This is a genomic window from Phascolarctobacterium sp. ET69, from assembly GCF_023336935.1.
GTDB classification, from domain to species: domain Bacteria; phylum Bacillota; class Negativicutes; order Acidaminococcales; family Acidaminococcaceae; genus Fusicatenibacter_A; species Fusicatenibacter_A intestinipullorum.
Window position 1 is genome coordinate 21,583 of record NZ_JAMBLR010000004.1, and the last position, 16,371, is coordinate 37,953.

At 45.9% G+C, this 16,371-nt stretch carries 18 protein-coding genes, 1 tRNA gene and 1 pseudogene; 19 read left to right on the forward strand and 1 reads right to left on the reverse strand.

Features of this window, described 5'->3' with window-relative positions; translation table 11 throughout:
- Positions 1-13: 13 nt before the first annotated feature.
- The 7 genes and pseudogenes from M3079_RS07040 to M3079_RS07065 all read left to right on the forward strand — a co-directional run bounded on the left by M3079_RS07040 (position 14) and on the right by M3079_RS07065 (position 3,101).
- Positions 14-190: a hypothetical protein gene (locus tag M3079_RS07040; protein WP_249078262.1), complete on the forward strand. Its 177-nt coding sequence runs from the start codon at positions 14-16 to the stop codon at positions 188-190.
- Between the two features lie 12 nt (positions 191-202).
- Positions 203-259: pseudogene (locus M3079_RS09415) on the forward strand (hypothetical protein); the annotation flags it as partial.
- Positions 248-475, forward strand: coding sequence for a hypothetical protein (locus tag M3079_RS07045; protein ID WP_249078264.1), 228 nt, complete (start codon positions 248-250; stop codon positions 473-475). The pseudogene M3079_RS09415 and the gene M3079_RS07045, both read left to right, overlap by 12 nt.
- 161 nt (positions 476-636) lie before the next feature.
- Positions 637-939 carry a hypothetical protein gene (locus tag M3079_RS07050; protein ID WP_249078267.1) on the forward strand — a complete coding sequence of 101 codons (303 nt, stop codon included), beginning with the start codon at positions 637-639 and terminating at the stop codon, positions 937-939.
- A gap of 71 nt (positions 940-1,010) precedes the next feature.
- Positions 1,011-1,196, forward strand: a complete 186-nt coding sequence (locus tag M3079_RS07055; RefSeq protein ID WP_249078269.1) for a hypothetical protein — start codon at positions 1,011-1,013, stop codon at positions 1,194-1,196.
- A gap of 174 nt (positions 1,197-1,370) precedes the next feature.
- On the forward strand, positions 1,371-2,357 hold the full coding sequence (locus M3079_RS07060) for an O-acetyl-ADP-ribose deacetylase (protein ID WP_249078272.1): 987 nt from the start codon (positions 1,371-1,373) through the stop codon (positions 2,355-2,357).
- Between the two features lie 93 nt (positions 2,358-2,450).
- The gene (locus tag M3079_RS07065) at positions 2,451-3,101 is read left to right on the forward strand and encodes a vWA domain-containing protein (protein ID WP_249078274.1); all 651 of its coding nucleotides are present in this window, start codon (positions 2,451-2,453) and stop codon (positions 3,099-3,101) included.
- A gap of 92 nt (positions 3,102-3,193) precedes the next feature.
- Here the strand turns inward: M3079_RS07065 and M3079_RS07070 are convergent.
- Positions 3,194-3,281, reverse strand: a tRNA-Leu gene (locus tag M3079_RS07070).
- A 198-nt stretch (positions 3,282-3,479) separates the two neighbouring features.
- Here M3079_RS07070 and M3079_RS07075 point away from each other — a divergent pair.
- The 12 genes from M3079_RS07075 to M3079_RS07130 all read left to right on the forward strand — a co-directional run bounded on the left by M3079_RS07075 (position 3,480) and on the right by M3079_RS07130 (position 15,971).
- Positions 3,480-4,226, forward strand: coding sequence for a YqiA/YcfP family alpha/beta fold hydrolase (locus tag M3079_RS07075; protein WP_249078276.1), 747 nt, complete (start codon positions 3,480-3,482; stop codon positions 4,224-4,226).
- A 65-nt stretch (positions 4,227-4,291) separates the two neighbouring features.
- Positions 4,292-4,846 carry a peptidylprolyl isomerase gene (locus M3079_RS07080; protein ID WP_349293358.1) on the forward strand — a complete coding sequence of 185 codons (555 nt, stop codon included), beginning with the start codon at positions 4,292-4,294 and terminating at the stop codon, positions 4,844-4,846.
- 25 nt (positions 4,847-4,871) lie between these two features.
- The gene (locus tag M3079_RS07085) at positions 4,872-5,870 is read left to right on the forward strand and encodes a PhoH family protein (protein ID WP_044896861.1); all 999 of its coding nucleotides are present in this window, start codon (positions 4,872-4,874) and stop codon (positions 5,868-5,870) included.
- Positions 5,848-6,339, forward strand: coding sequence for an rRNA maturation RNase YbeY (gene ybeY, locus M3079_RS07090; RefSeq protein WP_249078280.1), 492 nt, complete (start codon positions 5,848-5,850; stop codon positions 6,337-6,339). The genes M3079_RS07085 and ybeY overlap by 23 nt, the downstream gene beginning before the upstream one ends.
- Complete coding sequence (locus tag M3079_RS07095; protein WP_249078282.1) at positions 6,339-6,743, forward strand: cytidine deaminase; 405 nt, start codon at positions 6,339-6,341, stop codon at positions 6,741-6,743. The genes ybeY and M3079_RS07095 overlap by 1 nt, the downstream gene beginning before the upstream one ends.
- Position 6,744: 1 nt before the next feature.
- Positions 6,745-7,644: a GTPase Era gene (gene era / locus M3079_RS07100; protein ID WP_349293360.1), complete on the forward strand. Its 900-nt coding sequence runs from the start codon at positions 6,745-6,747 to the stop codon at positions 7,642-7,644.
- A 59-nt stretch (positions 7,645-7,703) separates the two neighbouring features.
- Positions 7,704-8,999, forward strand: a complete 1,296-nt coding sequence (locus M3079_RS07105) for a hemolysin family protein (RefSeq protein ID WP_249078286.1) — start codon at positions 7,704-7,706, stop codon at positions 8,997-8,999.
- A 2-nt stretch (positions 9,000-9,001) separates the two neighbouring features.
- On the forward strand, positions 9,002-9,736 hold the full coding sequence (gene recO, locus M3079_RS07110; RefSeq protein WP_249078288.1) for a DNA repair protein RecO: 735 nt from the start codon (positions 9,002-9,004) through the stop codon (positions 9,734-9,736).
- Positions 9,737-10,003: 267 nt separating this feature from the next.
- Positions 10,004-10,882: a glycine--tRNA ligase subunit alpha gene (glyQ, locus tag M3079_RS07115; RefSeq protein WP_021716168.1), complete on the forward strand. Its 879-nt coding sequence runs from the start codon at positions 10,004-10,006 to the stop codon at positions 10,880-10,882.
- Positions 10,882-13,029 carry a glycine--tRNA ligase subunit beta gene (gene glyS, locus M3079_RS07120; protein WP_249078291.1) on the forward strand — a complete coding sequence of 716 codons (2,148 nt, stop codon included), beginning with the start codon at positions 10,882-10,884 and terminating at the stop codon, positions 13,027-13,029. The genes glyQ and glyS overlap by 1 nt, the downstream gene beginning before the upstream one ends.
- A 660-nt stretch (positions 13,030-13,689) precedes the next feature.
- Positions 13,690-15,312 (forward strand): SulP family inorganic anion transporter, encoded by a 1,623-nt coding sequence (locus M3079_RS07125; RefSeq protein WP_249078292.1) that lies wholly within the window; start codon positions 13,690-13,692, stop codon positions 15,310-15,312.
- A 35-nt stretch (positions 15,313-15,347) separates the two neighbouring features.
- Positions 15,348-15,971 (forward strand): exonuclease domain-containing protein, encoded by a 624-nt coding sequence (locus M3079_RS07130; protein WP_249078294.1) that lies wholly within the window; start codon positions 15,348-15,350, stop codon positions 15,969-15,971.
- The last annotated feature ends 400 nt before the right edge of the window (positions 15,972-16,371 follow it).

Sequence of the window (16,371 nt, forward strand, 5' to 3'; positions counted from 1 at the left end):
TAAGATGATAGATATGAAACTTGATTTAAAATCAAAAAGAAATACTAATATCAAAACATCATTAGGTAATACTAATGCAAATTTTAATTCGGCTGCCCACAATACCGAGTTGGAACGTTTGCATGGCAATCAGGGACATGGTTATGCTGATGAGCAGGAGTATGCACCAGCACAAAATCAATTGGGCTAGTGCTATGCTTTTGGCGATGGGGTTGAACAAGATTATCAAAAAGCATTAGAATGGTATATGAAAGCAGCAGATCAAAATGATAGTGATGCTCAGTATAATATTGGTGTCTGTTATTTCGCCGGCAGTGGAGTCGAGGCAGATTGGTATAAGGCTGTTGAATGGTATAAAAAATCAGCGGATAATGGTAATGAAAGAGCAAAAACTCAGCTAGAAGGTATGTTAAGTAGTACAAGTAATAGTGCGGTAAATACGTTAGGAAGCATTTTTAAAGGGTTATTTCCTTAAGTTATATTGAATAAATTTTAGAATGTAAATATATTATTGCTACGAGATAGCCAAAATTTGGCTATCTCGTTTTTTATAATATAAGTACAGCGAAGGCGGTAAGGTTTTTGCTGATGATAGTGAAAGAATAAGATTTGTAAAAGAAAGAGAGGTAATTTATTATGGCATTTCCGGTTGTATGGGCAGTAGGCAGTTTTATTGGCGGGCTTTTGGTAAAAGGCTTTTATGATAATGTTATTGCCGAAAACGATGATGATTATGAAGTAAAAAGCGGTTATTCCGATGATGTTTTGACAGCACTTTTGGATAAACTGCAAAAAGCAGGTGACGCTAAAGGTTTATACGATTTTGGCTGTATTTTAGAGAAAGAGGATATTGACTGGGCGCGTAAATTTTTAAAGGCTGCTGCCGGTATGGATTTTGCTATTGCACAAAACAAGCTGCGCAGCTTGAATGAAGATTAAATAAAAAAGCCGGAGTTGTAAATGCGCAGCTCCGGTTTTGTAGTTGTTATAAAAATTAAGGCGGTGATAATATGGGGTATGCTTTAGGTGCCTGGCTGTGCAGTTCTTTAGCTTATGTTTTTGTTGAATATTTTTATCCGCACAAGCGATTACAGGCAGTTGTTATATTGATGGTTATAGTTAATATTTTACTGGCTATTGTACATAGCTTGCCGCAAAATGCTTCTGTGATAAATTTGTTGTGGGGGGAATTGTAATGCAGTTTACTAAGGATGAAGTTTGTTCTATTATTTGTTATGGGCTGATGTTTGCGGCGTTGTTCAAGGCTTTGCAGTTAAAAGGAATTACTTTTTAATTTAACAGCCTGATTTTTGCGCAAAAAGCGTTGCTGGTGTAAAATAAAATTATAATGTTTTACGGGAGGACGCAAAATGCCGTTACAAATTATAAAAGCAGATATAACTACGTTAAAAGTAGACGCTATTGTTAACGCTGCCAATAACAGCCTTTTGGGTGGCGGCGGTGTAGACGGTGCCATACACCGCGCAGCAGGCAGAGGACTGTTGGAAGAATGCCGCAGGCTTAACGGCTGCCGTACCGGTGAAGCCAAGATAACCGGCGGGTATAATTTGCCTGCAAAGTATGTAATTCATACAGTAGGCCCGGTTTGGCGCGGCGGCAAAAGTAAAGAAAAGGAATTACTGCAATCGTGCTACCGTGAGGCACTGAAACTTGCTGTGGCCAATAACTGCGAATCGGTAGCGTTTCCGCTGATATCTGCCGGTGCATATGGTTACCCTAAAGATGAGGCTTTGGCTGTTGCGGTAAAAACTGTTGGTGAATTTCTTCTGCATAATGATATCAGCGTTTATATTGCGCTTTTTGAAGCAAAACCTCGGCGCACGGAAGCAGAAATTTTAAAAGAAGTTTCGCTGTTTTTAGGCAAAGATGATTTTGAAATTCCGTTAGAAAAATTAAGTTTGTTAAAATTTTGCAATGCTCCTGCCGCAGCTGTTTTTAACAAGAACATGCGTGATGAAGAACTTGAGCGCTGCCTGGCTTATGCAGACGAAAGTTTTTCACAAATGCTGCTGCGCAAGATAGACGAAAACGGTATGACGGACGCAGAATGTTACAGGGCTGCAAATGTGGACAGGCGGTTGTTCAGCAAAATACGCGGCGACAAAAATTACAAGCCGAAAAAGCAGACTGCTGTTGCTTTTGCAGTAGCGCTTAAGCTTACGCTAGACGAAACGGAAGAACTGTTGGAAAAGGCCGGTTTTGCTCTGTCGCCGTCGCAGCCTTTCGATATTATTGTTGAGTATTATATAAGCCGCGGTATTTATGATATTTGCGAAATAAATTTGTCTTTGTATAAGTTTGACCAGCTTTTGCTTGGCGGCGCAAATGTCGCTTGAAAGGCGACCTTTTAAAAATGAAAATCTTTTACAATAAAGCTGTAAGCAAAATAAAGTGCTTGCAGCTTATTTATATTTTGGAGGTAAAAGATTATGAAAAAGAATTTAACGGAATTGGTATTTATTCTTGACAAAAGCGGTTCTATGAGCGGCCTTGAAAAAGACACGGTGGGCGGATTTAATTCTATGCTTAAAAAGCAGAAAGAAAGCGGCGGTGAAGTGCTTGTAACAACAGTACTTTTTAGCCATGAAACGGAAACGCTTCATGACAGGCTAAAAGCGGAAAATGTGGAAGCTTTAACAGAGAAAGAATATTATGTTGGCGGCTGCACGGCACTTTTGGATGCGGTTGGCAAAACTGTTGAGCATATAAAAGGCATTCATAAATATATCCGTGACGAAGATGTGCCGGAACATACATTGGTTGTAATTACTACGGATGGTTTGGAAAATGCCAGCAAACATTATACGGCATCGCAGGTAAAACAGCTTATTGAAGCACAGAAAGAAGCCGGCTGGGAGTTTTTGTTCTTTGGTGCCAATATAGATGCAGTAGCAACGGCAGCCGGTTTTGGTATTGAAAAAGAGCGCGCGGTTGATTTTAATAATGACGGCGAGGGCATTAACCTTAATTTTGAAGGGGTGTGCAAATTTATTAAAACAATGAGTGCAGGGGCACCGAACGGCGCAGAATGGAAGCGCGATATTGAAAAAGATTATAAATGCCGGAAAAAACAAAAATAAACAGAAAAACAGGACGGCTGATTAGGCTGTCCTGTTTTCGTTATACAAACAAAAACGCTTCTGAAATAAGTTCAGAAGCGTAAATTTCATTTTGGTGCCGAAGGCCGGACTCGAACCGGCACGTGGGGTAACCACGCTTGATTTTGAGTCAAGTGCGTCTGCCAATTCCGCCACTTCGGCACGTTTTTTATGTCCGTGGTGTCACGGAACAATAGTAATAATACCATGGCAGGTTGTTTTTGTCAATAGTTTTTAATTTTAAGTAAAATAATATTTAAAGTGCCGGGTTTGTAAACTATTTTTAATATTTTATTGTTTTATATTTTTTGTTGGTTTTGATATAATATAAGCATAACCATATAAAAGAAGGATTGTATAATGAAAGTTAAATTTGATGAACCTTTAAAAATCAGCGGTCCGTATGGCGATATGGACGCTAAGTTTCAGCCGTGCCAGGATGACGAGGCGCCGAACAACCTTTTAATAATGGCGCACGGTTTCCGCGGCAGTATGGAAGGTGGCGGCAGGGCGGCGTATCTTTCACAGATGGCGTCGCTGTTTGTGAACGTTCTGCGTTTTAATTTTACCGGCAGCCAGATTCTTTCGCATCAGATTGAAGAACTGAATTCTGTGCTTGATTTTGCAATGAAAGAATATAAAAATCCGCGTATTTTTTTACTGGGGCGCAGCATGGGCGGAGCGGCTTCGTTGGTTACTGCTTCGCGCCGCAGTGAAATTGCCGGGCTTGCTTTATGGGCAACGCCGAATGATTTGCACGCTACTTTTAAAAATGCACTGGGCACTGATAATTACAACCGTTTAAAAAACGGAGAAACGCTTAATTTGGAGGATGAACGCGGCAGTATTACGCTGACGCCGGATTTTGTAAGTGACCTTGATAATTACGATTTGCAGGCAATGCTTAAAGCGTGGCAGAAACGCCCGCTGCTTGTAATTCACGGCAGTGAGGATGAAACGGTGAATGTAGAGCAGGCGCAGCGCAGCTTTGCTCTTGCAGGGCGGCCGAAGAAACTGGTTATTGTAAACGGCGCCGACCACAGTTTTACCAATCACAGCAATAAAGCGGCGGAAGAAGTTATCGGCTGGCTGCGTTCGCGCCTGTAATTTTTGACGCGCGAGTCTTTTAAGAGGTATAATATACTTATAACTATTTTTAAATTTTGGGAGGAATGGTTTTGAAAAAACTGTTACTGTTAATAATGCTTATGTGCAGCGTGGCTGTAAGTGCCTGCGGCAGCGAACCGCAGAAAGAAGCAATGCCTCCGGCAACGGCGGTGTTTGAAACCAATATGGGCAATTTTGAAGTGGCTCTGGCAACCGATTTGGCGCCGAATACCTGCAAAAATTTTATTGACCTTGCCAACAAAGGTTTTTACAACGGCGTAATTTTTCACCGCGTTATTGATAATTTCATGATTCAGGGCGGCGACCCGACGGGAACCGGTATGGGCGGCCCCGGCTACACCATTAAAGATGAGTTCAACAGCAAGCTGCTTCACGACGGGCCGGGCGTACTTTCCATGGCTAACGCAGGCCCTGATACCGGCGGCAGCCAGTTTTTCATCACGCTGCGCGACTGCCCGTGGCTTGACGGCAAACATGCCGTGTTTGGCAAAGTAACCAAAGGCATGGAAGTTGTTTACCGCATTGGCAAAGTGGCAACCGATGCTAACGATAAACCTTTAAAAGATGTTGTAATTAACAAAATAACCATTAAGCAGTAATGAAAGGAGCGCGGACTTGACTTTAATGCAAAGCGAAGGCTTGATTGAAGTACAGGACCAGCAGGAGATGCTGGCCATTCTGGGGCGTAATGACGAACTTTTGCGCGTTATTCAGGAGTGTTATGACGCTAAAATCGTAGCGCGCGGTAATGTAATCAGTTTCAGCGGCAGCGAAGAAGAAGTTAAGCAGCTGGAGAACCTTTTTAAGGAGCTGCTGTTTTTGGAGCGTCAGGGTGCTGCCATTACCACGCACGATGTGCGTTACAGCATACGCATGATTGCCGAAGCGCAGCTTGACGCACTGCACCGCATGTATGCCGATACGATTATCGTAACAAGGCGCGGCAGACAGGTTAAGGCAAAAACACTGGGGCAGTGGAATTATATTGATGCAATCCGCCGTAATGCGATAACCATTGGCATAGGGCCTGCCGGTACAGGCAAAACTTACCTGGCCGTGGCGCTTGCGGTTAAGGCGCTGAAAAACAAAGAAGTTGAGCGCATTATTTTAACGCGTCCTGCCGTTGAAGCCGGTGAAAAATTAGGCTTTTTGCCCGGCGATATGCAGGATAAAGTTGACCCTTACCTGCGCCCTTTGTATGATGCGCTTTATGACATGCTTGGCAATGAAACCTTTCAGAAATATATTACCCGCGGCACGATTGAGGTTGCGCCGCTGGCGTATATGCGCGGACGCACGCTGAACGAAGCGTTTATCATCTTGGACGAGGCGCAGAATACTACGCCGGAGCAGATGAAGATGTTTTTAACCCGTTTCGGCTTCGGCTCTAAAATGGTTATAACAGGTGACGTTACCCAGATAGACCTGCCGGGCGGCAAAAAGAGCGGTTTAAAGCAGGCCGCCTATATTTTGCGCAATACTCCCGGTATTGGCGTGGTAAATTTTGGCGAAACGGATGTTGTGCGCCACGAAATTGTCGGTGCCGTTATCCGCGCTTACGAAGAATACGAAAAAGAAAAGCATAAACGGGAGAAAAAACATGCTGATAACGTTAGAAAATGACCAGGACAAAATAGTAATAGATGATGCTTTAAAGAGCAGGCTTGTTGCCGGGCTGAATGCTGCTGCACGCCTGCACGGGCTTACAGAGCAGACGGAAGTTGACATTACCATTGTTGACGACGAAGAAATACACCGCCTGAACCGTGAATACAGGGATGTTGATCGCCCGACTGATGTTTTAAGCTTTGCGCTTGACGAAGGCGGCGAAGATGAGCCGGAACTGTTAGACGCGCCGGAAGAACATCTTTTGGGCGATATTATAATTTCTGCCGAAACTGCGCAGCGCCAGGGTGAAGAATTTGGGCACGGGCTGACGCGCGAAGTGGTTTACCTTGCCGTACATGGGCTTTTGCATCTGCTCGGTTATGACCACATGACGGAAGAAGACAAGGTAATTATGCGTGCCAAAGAAGAAGAAGCCCTGCGCGAGATTGAACTGAGCGAGGAATTTTTAGAAGGCGGCAGATAATGGACGCAAAAGAACTGATGAAAATAGCGCGCAAAGCGCGCCAAAATGCCTATGCACCTTATTCGCACTTTGCCGTAGGCGCAGCGCTGCTTGCCGAAAGCGGCAGGGTTTATACAGGCTGCAATATAGAAAACGCCAGTTACGGCTTAACCTGCTGCGCGGAGCGCAACGCCATATTTGCGGCAGTTGGCGCCGGTGAGCGCAGGTTTAAAATGCTGGCAGTGGCGGCAGACAGCCCCGAACCGGTAGCGCCCTGCGGAGCATGCCGGCAGGTAATTGCCGAGTTTGGCATACCGATTGTTGTTATGGGCAATTTAAAGGAAGCAATCAAAACCATGTCGGCAGAAGAATTGCTGCCTTACGGTTTTGGGCAGGAAAGCATGAATAACAAAGGAGAGAAATAAAATAGAAAAGAACAAACATTACACAGGCTTTGCCGCTATGGTTGGAAGGCCTAACGTTGGCAAAAGCACATTAACAAACGCGCTTATCGGCGAAAAAATTGCCATTATGAGCGACCGTCCGCAAACAACGCGCAACAAAATTATGTGCATTTTAAATACTGATAACGCGCAGATTATGTTTCTCGACACGCCGGGCATTCACAAACCGCATCACAAACTTGGGCAGTACATGGTGCGCGCGGCAGAAAGCACGTTAAAAGAGGTAGACGTAATTCTTTTTGTTGTGGATGTGAGCGAAAAACGCGGCTCAGGCGAAGATTACATTATCGAGCAGCTTAAAAAAGTAAAAACCACGGTAATACTTGTTGCCAACAAAGTTGATAAACTTGAAGATAAATCAAAGCTTTTCGGAATTATTGCCAATTACGTAAACGATTATAATTTTGCCGCCGTGGTGCCGGTATCTGCCTTGCAGGACACTGATTTTAAAGCGCTGGTTGATGAAATTACCAAACATCTGCCGGAAGGCCCTGCATATTATGATGAGGACATGATAACCGACCAGCCGGAACGCGTAATTGCAGCTGAAATGATACGCGAAAAAGTTTTGACAAATACGCGCGACGAAATTCCTCATTCCGTTGCTGTTGAGGTTGAAGAATTTAAAGTGCGTACCAACAACGATATTTATATCCGCGCTACCATTTTTGTGGAGCGCGAATCGCAGAAGGGCATTGTTATAGGCGCCAAGGGCAGCCTGCTTAAAAAGATAGGCCTGGAAGCCCGCAGCGACATTGAAGCGCTTTTGGGCGACAAGGTATTTTTGGATTTGTGGGTTAAAGTTAAGCCCGACTGGCGCAACAAGGACAAAGCCTTAAAACAGTTTGGCTACAGCAGCTAATTTATTTATGTGGGGAGAGATGACTTATTGACAGTCACGTGGCGGATTTATTAAAAATTTTGGCCGCTCTTTTAATTACAGGCTTAAACGCATTTTTTGTTGTATCTGAATACGCTTTGGTAAGCATACGCCCGGCAAGGCTTGAAGAACTTATTGCACAGGGCAACAGCCGTGCGGAGCTGGTGCTTAAAATGACGCAGAAGCGTGATACTTATATCAGCGCCGTTCAGCTTGGCATAACGGCGTCATCGCTGATTTTGGGCTGGTTCTGCGGCCCGCTTCTGGCAGGCATTATTGCTGACGGCTTTGACTTAATCGGTGAGCACTGGTATGACGATGGCGTAGTTGTTTTATGCGCATTTTTGCTGATTGTGTTTGTGCATGTTGTGTTTGGTGAGCTTGTGCCGAGGGTTATCAGCCTTGCGCATGTGGAGCATGCGGCAATGGCAATAGCTTATCCGCTGATATTTTTCCATTATTTAATGTACCCGCTGGTTGTGTTTTTTAATAAAGCAGCCAAGGCGGTGCTTAAAGCATTAAAAATGGATAAGGTACCGACGGAAGATATTTCGCGCAGTGAGGAAGAACTGCGTATGATTGTAAGCGCCAGTGAACAGGGCGGCAAGCTTGACCATATGGAAAGCCGCCTGCTTGATAATGTTTTTGACTTTGCCGACCGCGTGGCGCGTGAAGTTATGGTGCCGCGTCAGGATATGGTGTGCCTGTACGTTGAAGACAGTTTTGAAAAAAACATTGCCAAAGTGATGGCTACAAGGCATACACGCTACCCGCTGGTGCATGAGGATAAGGACCATGTGCTAGGCGTTGTGCATGTACGCAGCCTTATTAACATTAAAGACAGCGAAAAGGAAAATTTTGACATGCGTTCGCGCATGAGCCCGATTATGGTAGTGCCGGAGAGCATGGATATAAGCAAGGTTTTGCAGACCATGCAGCAAAAACGCGTGCAGCTTGTTGTTGTGGCCGATGAATACGGCGGCACGGCAGGGCTTGTAACCATGGAAGATTTGCTTGAGGAAATTGTCGGTGACATTCAGGACGAGCATGACGCCGATAAGGAGGAAGAAGTTGTACACCGCGCCGACGGCACTTATGAGTTTGACGGCATGGTGCTGCTTGACGATATTACCGACCTTTTGCATATTAAATTTGAAGAGCCGGAAGAAGATACCATCGGCGGGCTGGTGTTCGGCTTACTGGAACGCAAGCCTGAACCCGGCGATAAAATTGAGGTAGACGGCTGGAGCTTTGAGGTACTGCGTGCCGAAGGCTTCCGCGTAACGCGCGTGCGTGCGGCAAAGCAGCCGGAAATGCCTGTTTATGCGGATGAATAGCAATGACTGATAAAGGTTTTAACGACGAAGCACTAATTTTAAAGGTTAAAAACTGGCAGACTGCGGATAAGTACGCAGTCTGCTTTTCGCGCGGGCACGGCAAAATAAGTTTTCTGGCGTACGGAGCGCGGTATGCACGTACCAACGGCGGCAGGCTGGTGCAGCCGTTTGCTGTGCTTGACATGAACTTTTTTGCCGGCAAGAAGCTGGACACTTTAAAAAGCTGCGAACTTATAAGTTACCCGTTGCAGTTTGATTTAAAGCAGATGGCTTATGCCGCTTTAATTGCGGAAGTAACGGAAAACTTAACTGAAGAACATCAGCCGCAGGAAGAAATATACGAACTGCTTTTGGCTGTGCGCAGCGTGCTTACAAAGCATAATCCGCGCCTGGTGGCGCTTTCTTACATAGTAAAGCTGCTGTTTTTAACAGGCATTCTGCCAAATTGCCAGAGCTGCGTAAACTGCGGCAAACCGGCAGAAGGCGATGCGTATTTCAGCGTGGTGCAGGGCGGGCTTGTGTGCAATGACTGTCACGGTGGCGAAGAGTTGCCGTTCGGTACGGAAGCGCAGGAGTTTATGGCGCAGCTTTTAACGCTTGATTTTAACAACCCGCAGCCTTTTAAAGTGCGCGGCGGCGCCTTGATGGAGCTTGAAAAAATTTTGCAGCGCTTTATCGTTTTCCAGACCGACAAACCTTTAAAAAGCCTCGGCTTTTTAAGTCAGACCGGTTTTTAAGCATTGACAAAACAGCAGTTATTTGGTATATTTTCTGTTAAGCAATGATAAGAAGTAGTAACCGCACATTCAGCGAGCCGGGGCGGTGTAAGCCGGCAACAGCGGCGAAGGCGTCTTGGAGCCAAATTATATAAACATCGAGGCGGGCTGCAAATTGCAGCCAAGCAGGGTGGAACCGCGGAAGCATTTGTGCCTCCGTCCCTGTAACTAATATTGTTACAGAGACGGGGGCTTTCGTTTTTGTAACGCAAATACAGGAGGGATATTATGGATTTTCAGACAATTATTTTGAAGCTGCAAAAATTCTGGGGCGAACAGAAATGTATTTTAACGCAGCCCTACGATATTGAAAAAGGCGCAGGTACCATGAACCCGCGCACGTTTTTAAGAGTGCTTGGGCCTGAACCCTGGCGCGTGGCCTATGTAGAGCCTTCCCGCCGCCCAGCGGACGGACGCTACGGCGATAACCCGAACCGCCTTTTCCAGCATCATCAATTCCAGGTTATTATTAAACCTTCGCCGGATAATATTCAGGAGCTGTACCTGCAAAGCCTTGCCGAGCTCGGCATTCATCAGGATGAGCACGACATCCGCTTTGTAGAGGACAACTGGGAATCCCCGACTTTGGGCGCCTGGGGCCTTGGCTGGGAAGTATGGCTGGACGGCATGGAAATTACCCAGTTTACCTATTTCCAGCAGGTTGGCAGCATTGACGTTAAACCCGTCAGCGTAGAAATTACCTATGGTTTGGAACGCCTTGCCATGTACATTCAGGGCGTGGAAAACGTATTCGACATTCAGTGGGTTGACGGCGTTACCTACGGTGATGTTTTCCATACCAACGAAGTTGAGCAGTCCTACTACAACTTCCAGATTGCCGATACCGATTTACTGTTCGATTTGTTTGACAAGTACGAAGCAGAAGCGAAACGCGTAATCGAAGCAGGCTATATCCGCCCGGCTTACGACTATGTTTTGAAATGCTCGCATACCTTTAACCTGCTCGATTCCCGCGGGGCAATCAGCGTAAGCGAAAGAACGGCCTTTATTGCCCGCGTGCGCGCCATGGCAAGGCTGTGTGCCGCTGCTTATGTTGAACAAAGGGAGAAGCTCGGCTTCCCGATGCTGAAAGGGGAGAATTTATAATGGAAAAATTATTGTTTGAAATTGGCACCGAAGAAATACCGGCTAAATTTATGCCCGGCATTTTAAAACAGTTAAAAGAACTTGCAGCTGCTAAAATGCAGGAGCTGCGTATTCCTTGTGAAGATATTACCGTTTACGGCACTCCCCGCCGTATGGCTTTTATTGCCGGCGGCGTTGCCGAAACACAGGCTGACGTTGTTGTTGAAGCCAAAGGCCCTTCCGTTAAAATTGCCTATGTAAGCGGCGCACCCAGCAAAGCTGCACAGGGTTTTGCGCGCGGCCAGGGCGTTGACGTAAAAGACCTTGTTGTACGCGACAACTACGTTTATGCCGTTAAACATCTGGCAGGTCAGCCCGTTATTGAACTTTTGCCGGGCCTTTTAATGGACATTTTAACTTCTTTAAGTTTCCCGAAAACCATGCGCTGGGCAGATTACGAATTCCGTTTTGTACGTCCTATCCGCTGGATGGTTGCACTCTTTGGCGACCAGATTATCCCTGTTGAAATCTGCGGCGTAAAAAGCGGTAAATTCAGCATGGGTCACCGCTTTATGCAGCAGTCGCTTAAAGCTGCGGCAGAAAGCCAGGGCTTACTCAGCGCAGCGCTCAGCAAAGTTGGCAACAAAGTTTATTCTGCTCTGGCAGGAGTTAAAGGCGCTGTGGAAATTCCTTCGGCCGGCGATTACAAAAAAGTTATGTACGACAATTTTGTAATGGTTGACCAGGATGAACGCCGTGCGCTGATTTTGCAGCAGATTAAGGATTTGGCTGCGCAGAACGGCGGCGAAGCCGAGATTAACGAAGATTTGCTTGAAGAAGTAAACTACCTTGTTGAGTGGCCGACCGCTTTGTGCGGCAAGTTTGAGGAAAAATTCCTGAGCCTGCCGAAAGAATGCATTATTACCCCGATGCGTGAGCACCAGAGATATTTCCCTGTGCTTGACGAAGACGGCAATCTGCTGAATAAATTTATTACCGTACGCAACGGCGGCAGCGAACACCTTGATATTGTAACCCACGGCAATGAACGCGTACTGCGCGCACGTTTGAGCGATGCCGAGTTCTTCTTTAACGAAGACCGTGCAATCAAACTGGAAGACCGTCTGGAAAAACTTAAAACTGTTTCCTTCCAGGAAGGTCTGGGCAATATGTACGACAAGAGCGAACGCCTTGTTAAAATGGCGGAAATGCTGCGCTTTGCCATTAACACCCCCGTTGATGAAGAAGAACTGCGCCGCTGCGCACTTTTGTGCAAAACCGACCTTGTTACCGGCATGGTAATTGAATTTACCGAACTGCAGGGCGTAATGGGCCGCGAATATGCGCTGCTGGACGGCGAAAAACCGGAAGTTGCCACCGGCATTTTTGAACACTATCTGCCGCGTTTTGCAGGCGATGCACTGCCGGCAACAACCATCGGCCGCATTGTCGGCATCGGCGACAAACTCGACAACATCTGCGCTACTTTCAGCCGCGGGCTTGCTCCTACCGGTTCTCAGGACCCGTATGCGCTGCGCCGTCAGGCTCTTGGCGTTATCAATATCCTGCTTGATGCAAACTATCATATTTCACTGGCTAAAATTATCGCCGGTACTTTGTATCTGTTGGACATCAAACCGGAAGAAACCGGCAAACTGGTGCCGCAGATTATGGAATTCTTCAAACAGCGCCTGCGTAACCTTTTGATGGACCAGGGTATCCGTTACGACGTTATCGATGCAGTATTTGCCGATAAACGCAACGACGATATGGTAGATTTGGCAGTACGCTGCAAAGCTTTGGCTGCTTATGTTGAAGCAGGCAACGCTGAGCCTCTGGTACAGGTTTCCGTGCGCGTAAGCAATCTGTGCAAAAAAATCGAAAAAGAAGTTGCAATCAGCGGCGCGCTGTTTAAAGATGAATCCGAAAACAAACTGCATGAAGTTGTTGCAGCAGTAAGCAAGGAAATTATTCCGGAAATTGTACTGTACGATTATGCTGCCGTTTTAAAAGCAGGTGAAAAGGTTATTGAACCTGTTAACACCTTCTTTGACAATGTAATGGTTATGGACGAAGACGAAAACGTTAAAAATAACCGCCTGGCAATGCTTGAAGAAGTACGCGGCATAGTTAACGCCGTTGGCGATTTGAGCCTGCTGGTGCTGTAAGTAAAATTATAATTTAAGCTTTTTTGCTTTGTTTTATCAAAACTCCCGTTGGCACGCAAAACTAACGGGAGTTTTTGTGTGCTTTTACATAGTTATTGCAGGATGATTCTGCAAATGAAGTTTAGCGCAAAACCCTGCTTACGGCACTATCTCAGTTTGGAGATAGTGCCTGTTTGCATAAAACTGTCAAGAAACGCTGCTAACGTACTGCTGCTTTTTCTGCTTCCTTACTTTTTAACAAGCCCATTAGGTTTTATTGCTTACGTACGTTAGTAGTATTGGGAACAAGGTAGATTATATATACTAATCTTTTAACTTATACTGAACAAGGTAAGAACGTAATACGGCAAAGAAAAGAACAAGAGAAAAAACAGACAAAAAAGAGAACAAGAAAAGAAATTCTCACCCACATAAACGGATTTTTAACACCGAAAATTTACCTGCGGCGAAAAAATATTTAAAAAATTTTTGGCTGCCGGTAAATTTTTTAATGCTTAAAGGCGTTTATATGGCTGAGGGGCAATAATGCCTGTAAAAACAAAACCGTGTAAATTTTCTTTTTGGGCATCTGTTTTGGCGGCTCCGGCTATGGTAAAATATTGCCATAAGCTGTTTATGAAATTGCGTTTTTAATTTAACAACAAAGGGGTTGCTGTAAAAATGATGGTGGAAAGGTTTAAGCGTGACCTGATTAAAGAGTTCCGCAATTACGATAGAATGATGCTGATGCAGGATTTAATGGCCGGGCTTACCGTTACGGCGGTGGCTATTCCGCTGGCGCTGGCTTTTGGTGTTGGCAGTGGCGCAACGGCGGCATCGGGCCTTGTAACGGCAATTATTGCCGGTGTTATCATCAGCGCGCTGGGCGGGGCGTATTTTCAAATTTCCGGGCCGACGGGCGCTATGGCGGCGATATTGATGTCCATTATTGCGCAGTACGGTTTGCAGGGCGTGTTTGTGGCTACGGTGCTTGCGGGCATTATCCTCGTTATAGCAGGAGTGCTGCATCTGGGCAAGCTTATTTCGTTTATCCCGATGCCAGTTATCAGCGGCTTTACTTCCGGCATTGCCGTTATTATTGCCATGGGGCAGATTGATAATTTTTTTGGCGTTACCTCCGAAGGCAGCAGCGTAACGGAGAAGTTTTTAAGTTACTGGCAGCTTGGCTTTGAGCCGAATATGACGGCGGTGAGCATTGGCCTGTTTGTAATGCTGATGATGCTGCTGTTTCCGATGCGGTACAGCAAGTATATACCTTCTTCGCTGTTTGCCATTATTGTGGCGACGGCGGCCAATATTGCGCTGAACCTTGATGTGGCGGTGGTAGGCAACATACCGGCAACGCTTATTTTGGATGACCGCTTGGAGCTTGCTTCGCTGCTTGATTTCCGTACTGTTATCGGGCTTTTGGCGCCTGCCGTGAGTATTGCGGTGCTGGCGATGATTGAAAGCCTGTTGTGCGGCGCAACTGCTTCGCGTATGACCGGCGCAAGGCTCGACAGCAACCGTGAACTTCTGGCGCAGGGCATTGGCAACATCATAGTGCCGTTTTTTGGCGGCATTCCGGCAACGGCGGCTATTGCGCGTACCAGCGTGGCGATAAAATCCGGTGCGGTTACGCGCCTGACGGGCATTTTCCACGCGCTTGGCATTTTGCTGGCCATGTTTGTGCTGGCGCCGGTAATGAGCCAGATTCCGCTGGCGGCGCTGGCCGGTGTTTTGATGGTGGTTTCGTGGCGTATGAACGAATGGGTAACGATTAATTTTATTTTAAAAGGCAAATTTAAAGGCGCTATTTTAAAATTTGTTGTTACCATGCTGACAACGATTATTGTTGACCTGACGACCGCCATTATGATAGGTGTTATTATCGGGCTTGTTTTGCAGGCTGTGCGTTTTTCGCACCTGCGTATTACTTACGACGAAATTGACCCGCAGCGCCTGCACGAAGAAATTGAGGATTTGCCGGATGACGGGCTGGTTTGCTACATTAACGGGCCGATTGTATTTGCCAATACGGAACGCCTTGAAGAGATACCCAAAAAGGCAAAGCGTTACGGCTATGTATATTTTTCAATGCGCGGTGTGCCGGATATTGACATAAGCGGCGTGCAGGAATTTGCCAAAATTGTGCAGGAAATGAAGGACGCCGGCAAAAAGATTTACCTTTGCAGTTTGCAGGATGAAGCAATGGAAATGCTTAAACGCGGCGGCGTATACGATATGATTGGACAGGACGCGGTTTACTGGAGCGTGGAACGCGCGCTGCTGCACAGGCACTAAGCGTTTTAACATAAATTGATGAAAGAGGCGTAACAATGAAGGATTTTTTACTGGTGGATTTTGAGTTTACAACATATACCAAGCCGGTTGGGCGGCCGCGTGGATTTTTTTCGGAAATTATTGAAATTGGTGCGGTTAAGCTGACTGGCGCTGAATTAAAAGAGGACGGCAAAATACAGAATTTTGTAAAGCCGCATTTTTACCCCAAACAGGCAAAAGACAGCATGGATTTTTGCATGATTACCGAAAAAGACATGAAAAAAGGCATTGAATACCCGGAAATGGTGGCGAAGCTGGCGGAAATTTACGAAGCCGGGCAGACTTATTTTGTTGCCTGGGGTACGGAAGATTACAAAGTTTTAAACACCGGCTGCGAACGCCATAAAATAGAAAACCCGGTTCAGTATGAAGATTACCTTGACCTTGCCGAAGCATACAAGCTGTGGAAGGGCGACGAGCTTACAACCGGGCTGAAACGCGCAACAGAGGAGCAGGAAGTTGACACGGCAGGTCTGTGGCATACTGCTTATGACGATGCTGCCAACACCGGCAAACTGCTTGTAAGAATGCTGGAAAAAGGCTGGACGCCCGAATTTTATTTTGAACAGAAAGCTGCGTATGATGCGGAAAAGGCAGAACGCAGGCTGCACGGCAGGTAAATTTTATAATAAAAACAACAAGCGCATCCGCTGTTAACGGGTGCGCTTAAAGTATCTTTACAGGATTATATTTTTCTGTTAAACTATCTAAGCAAATGTGCTGCCATAACGGTAGGCGGTTAGCCCTCCCCGGAGGGACTGTGACCCTCCGTTGACATAGAAATCCGTAAAACGGAAATACTATGCAGGAGGGGATAGTGTGGAAGTTATTGATATTTTAACCATTATAGGTTATACAATAACAGTATTTTCCCTTGGCTATGCCCTCGGAAAAGACTACGCTAAAAAACAGTAACGGCCGCCATTAGCCTCGCAAACTTTGACGGTCGTTACTTATAACAACTTTTCATTATTTGCGGCTGACCGTCTATCGGCAGCCGTTTGTTTTTCTATAATTATT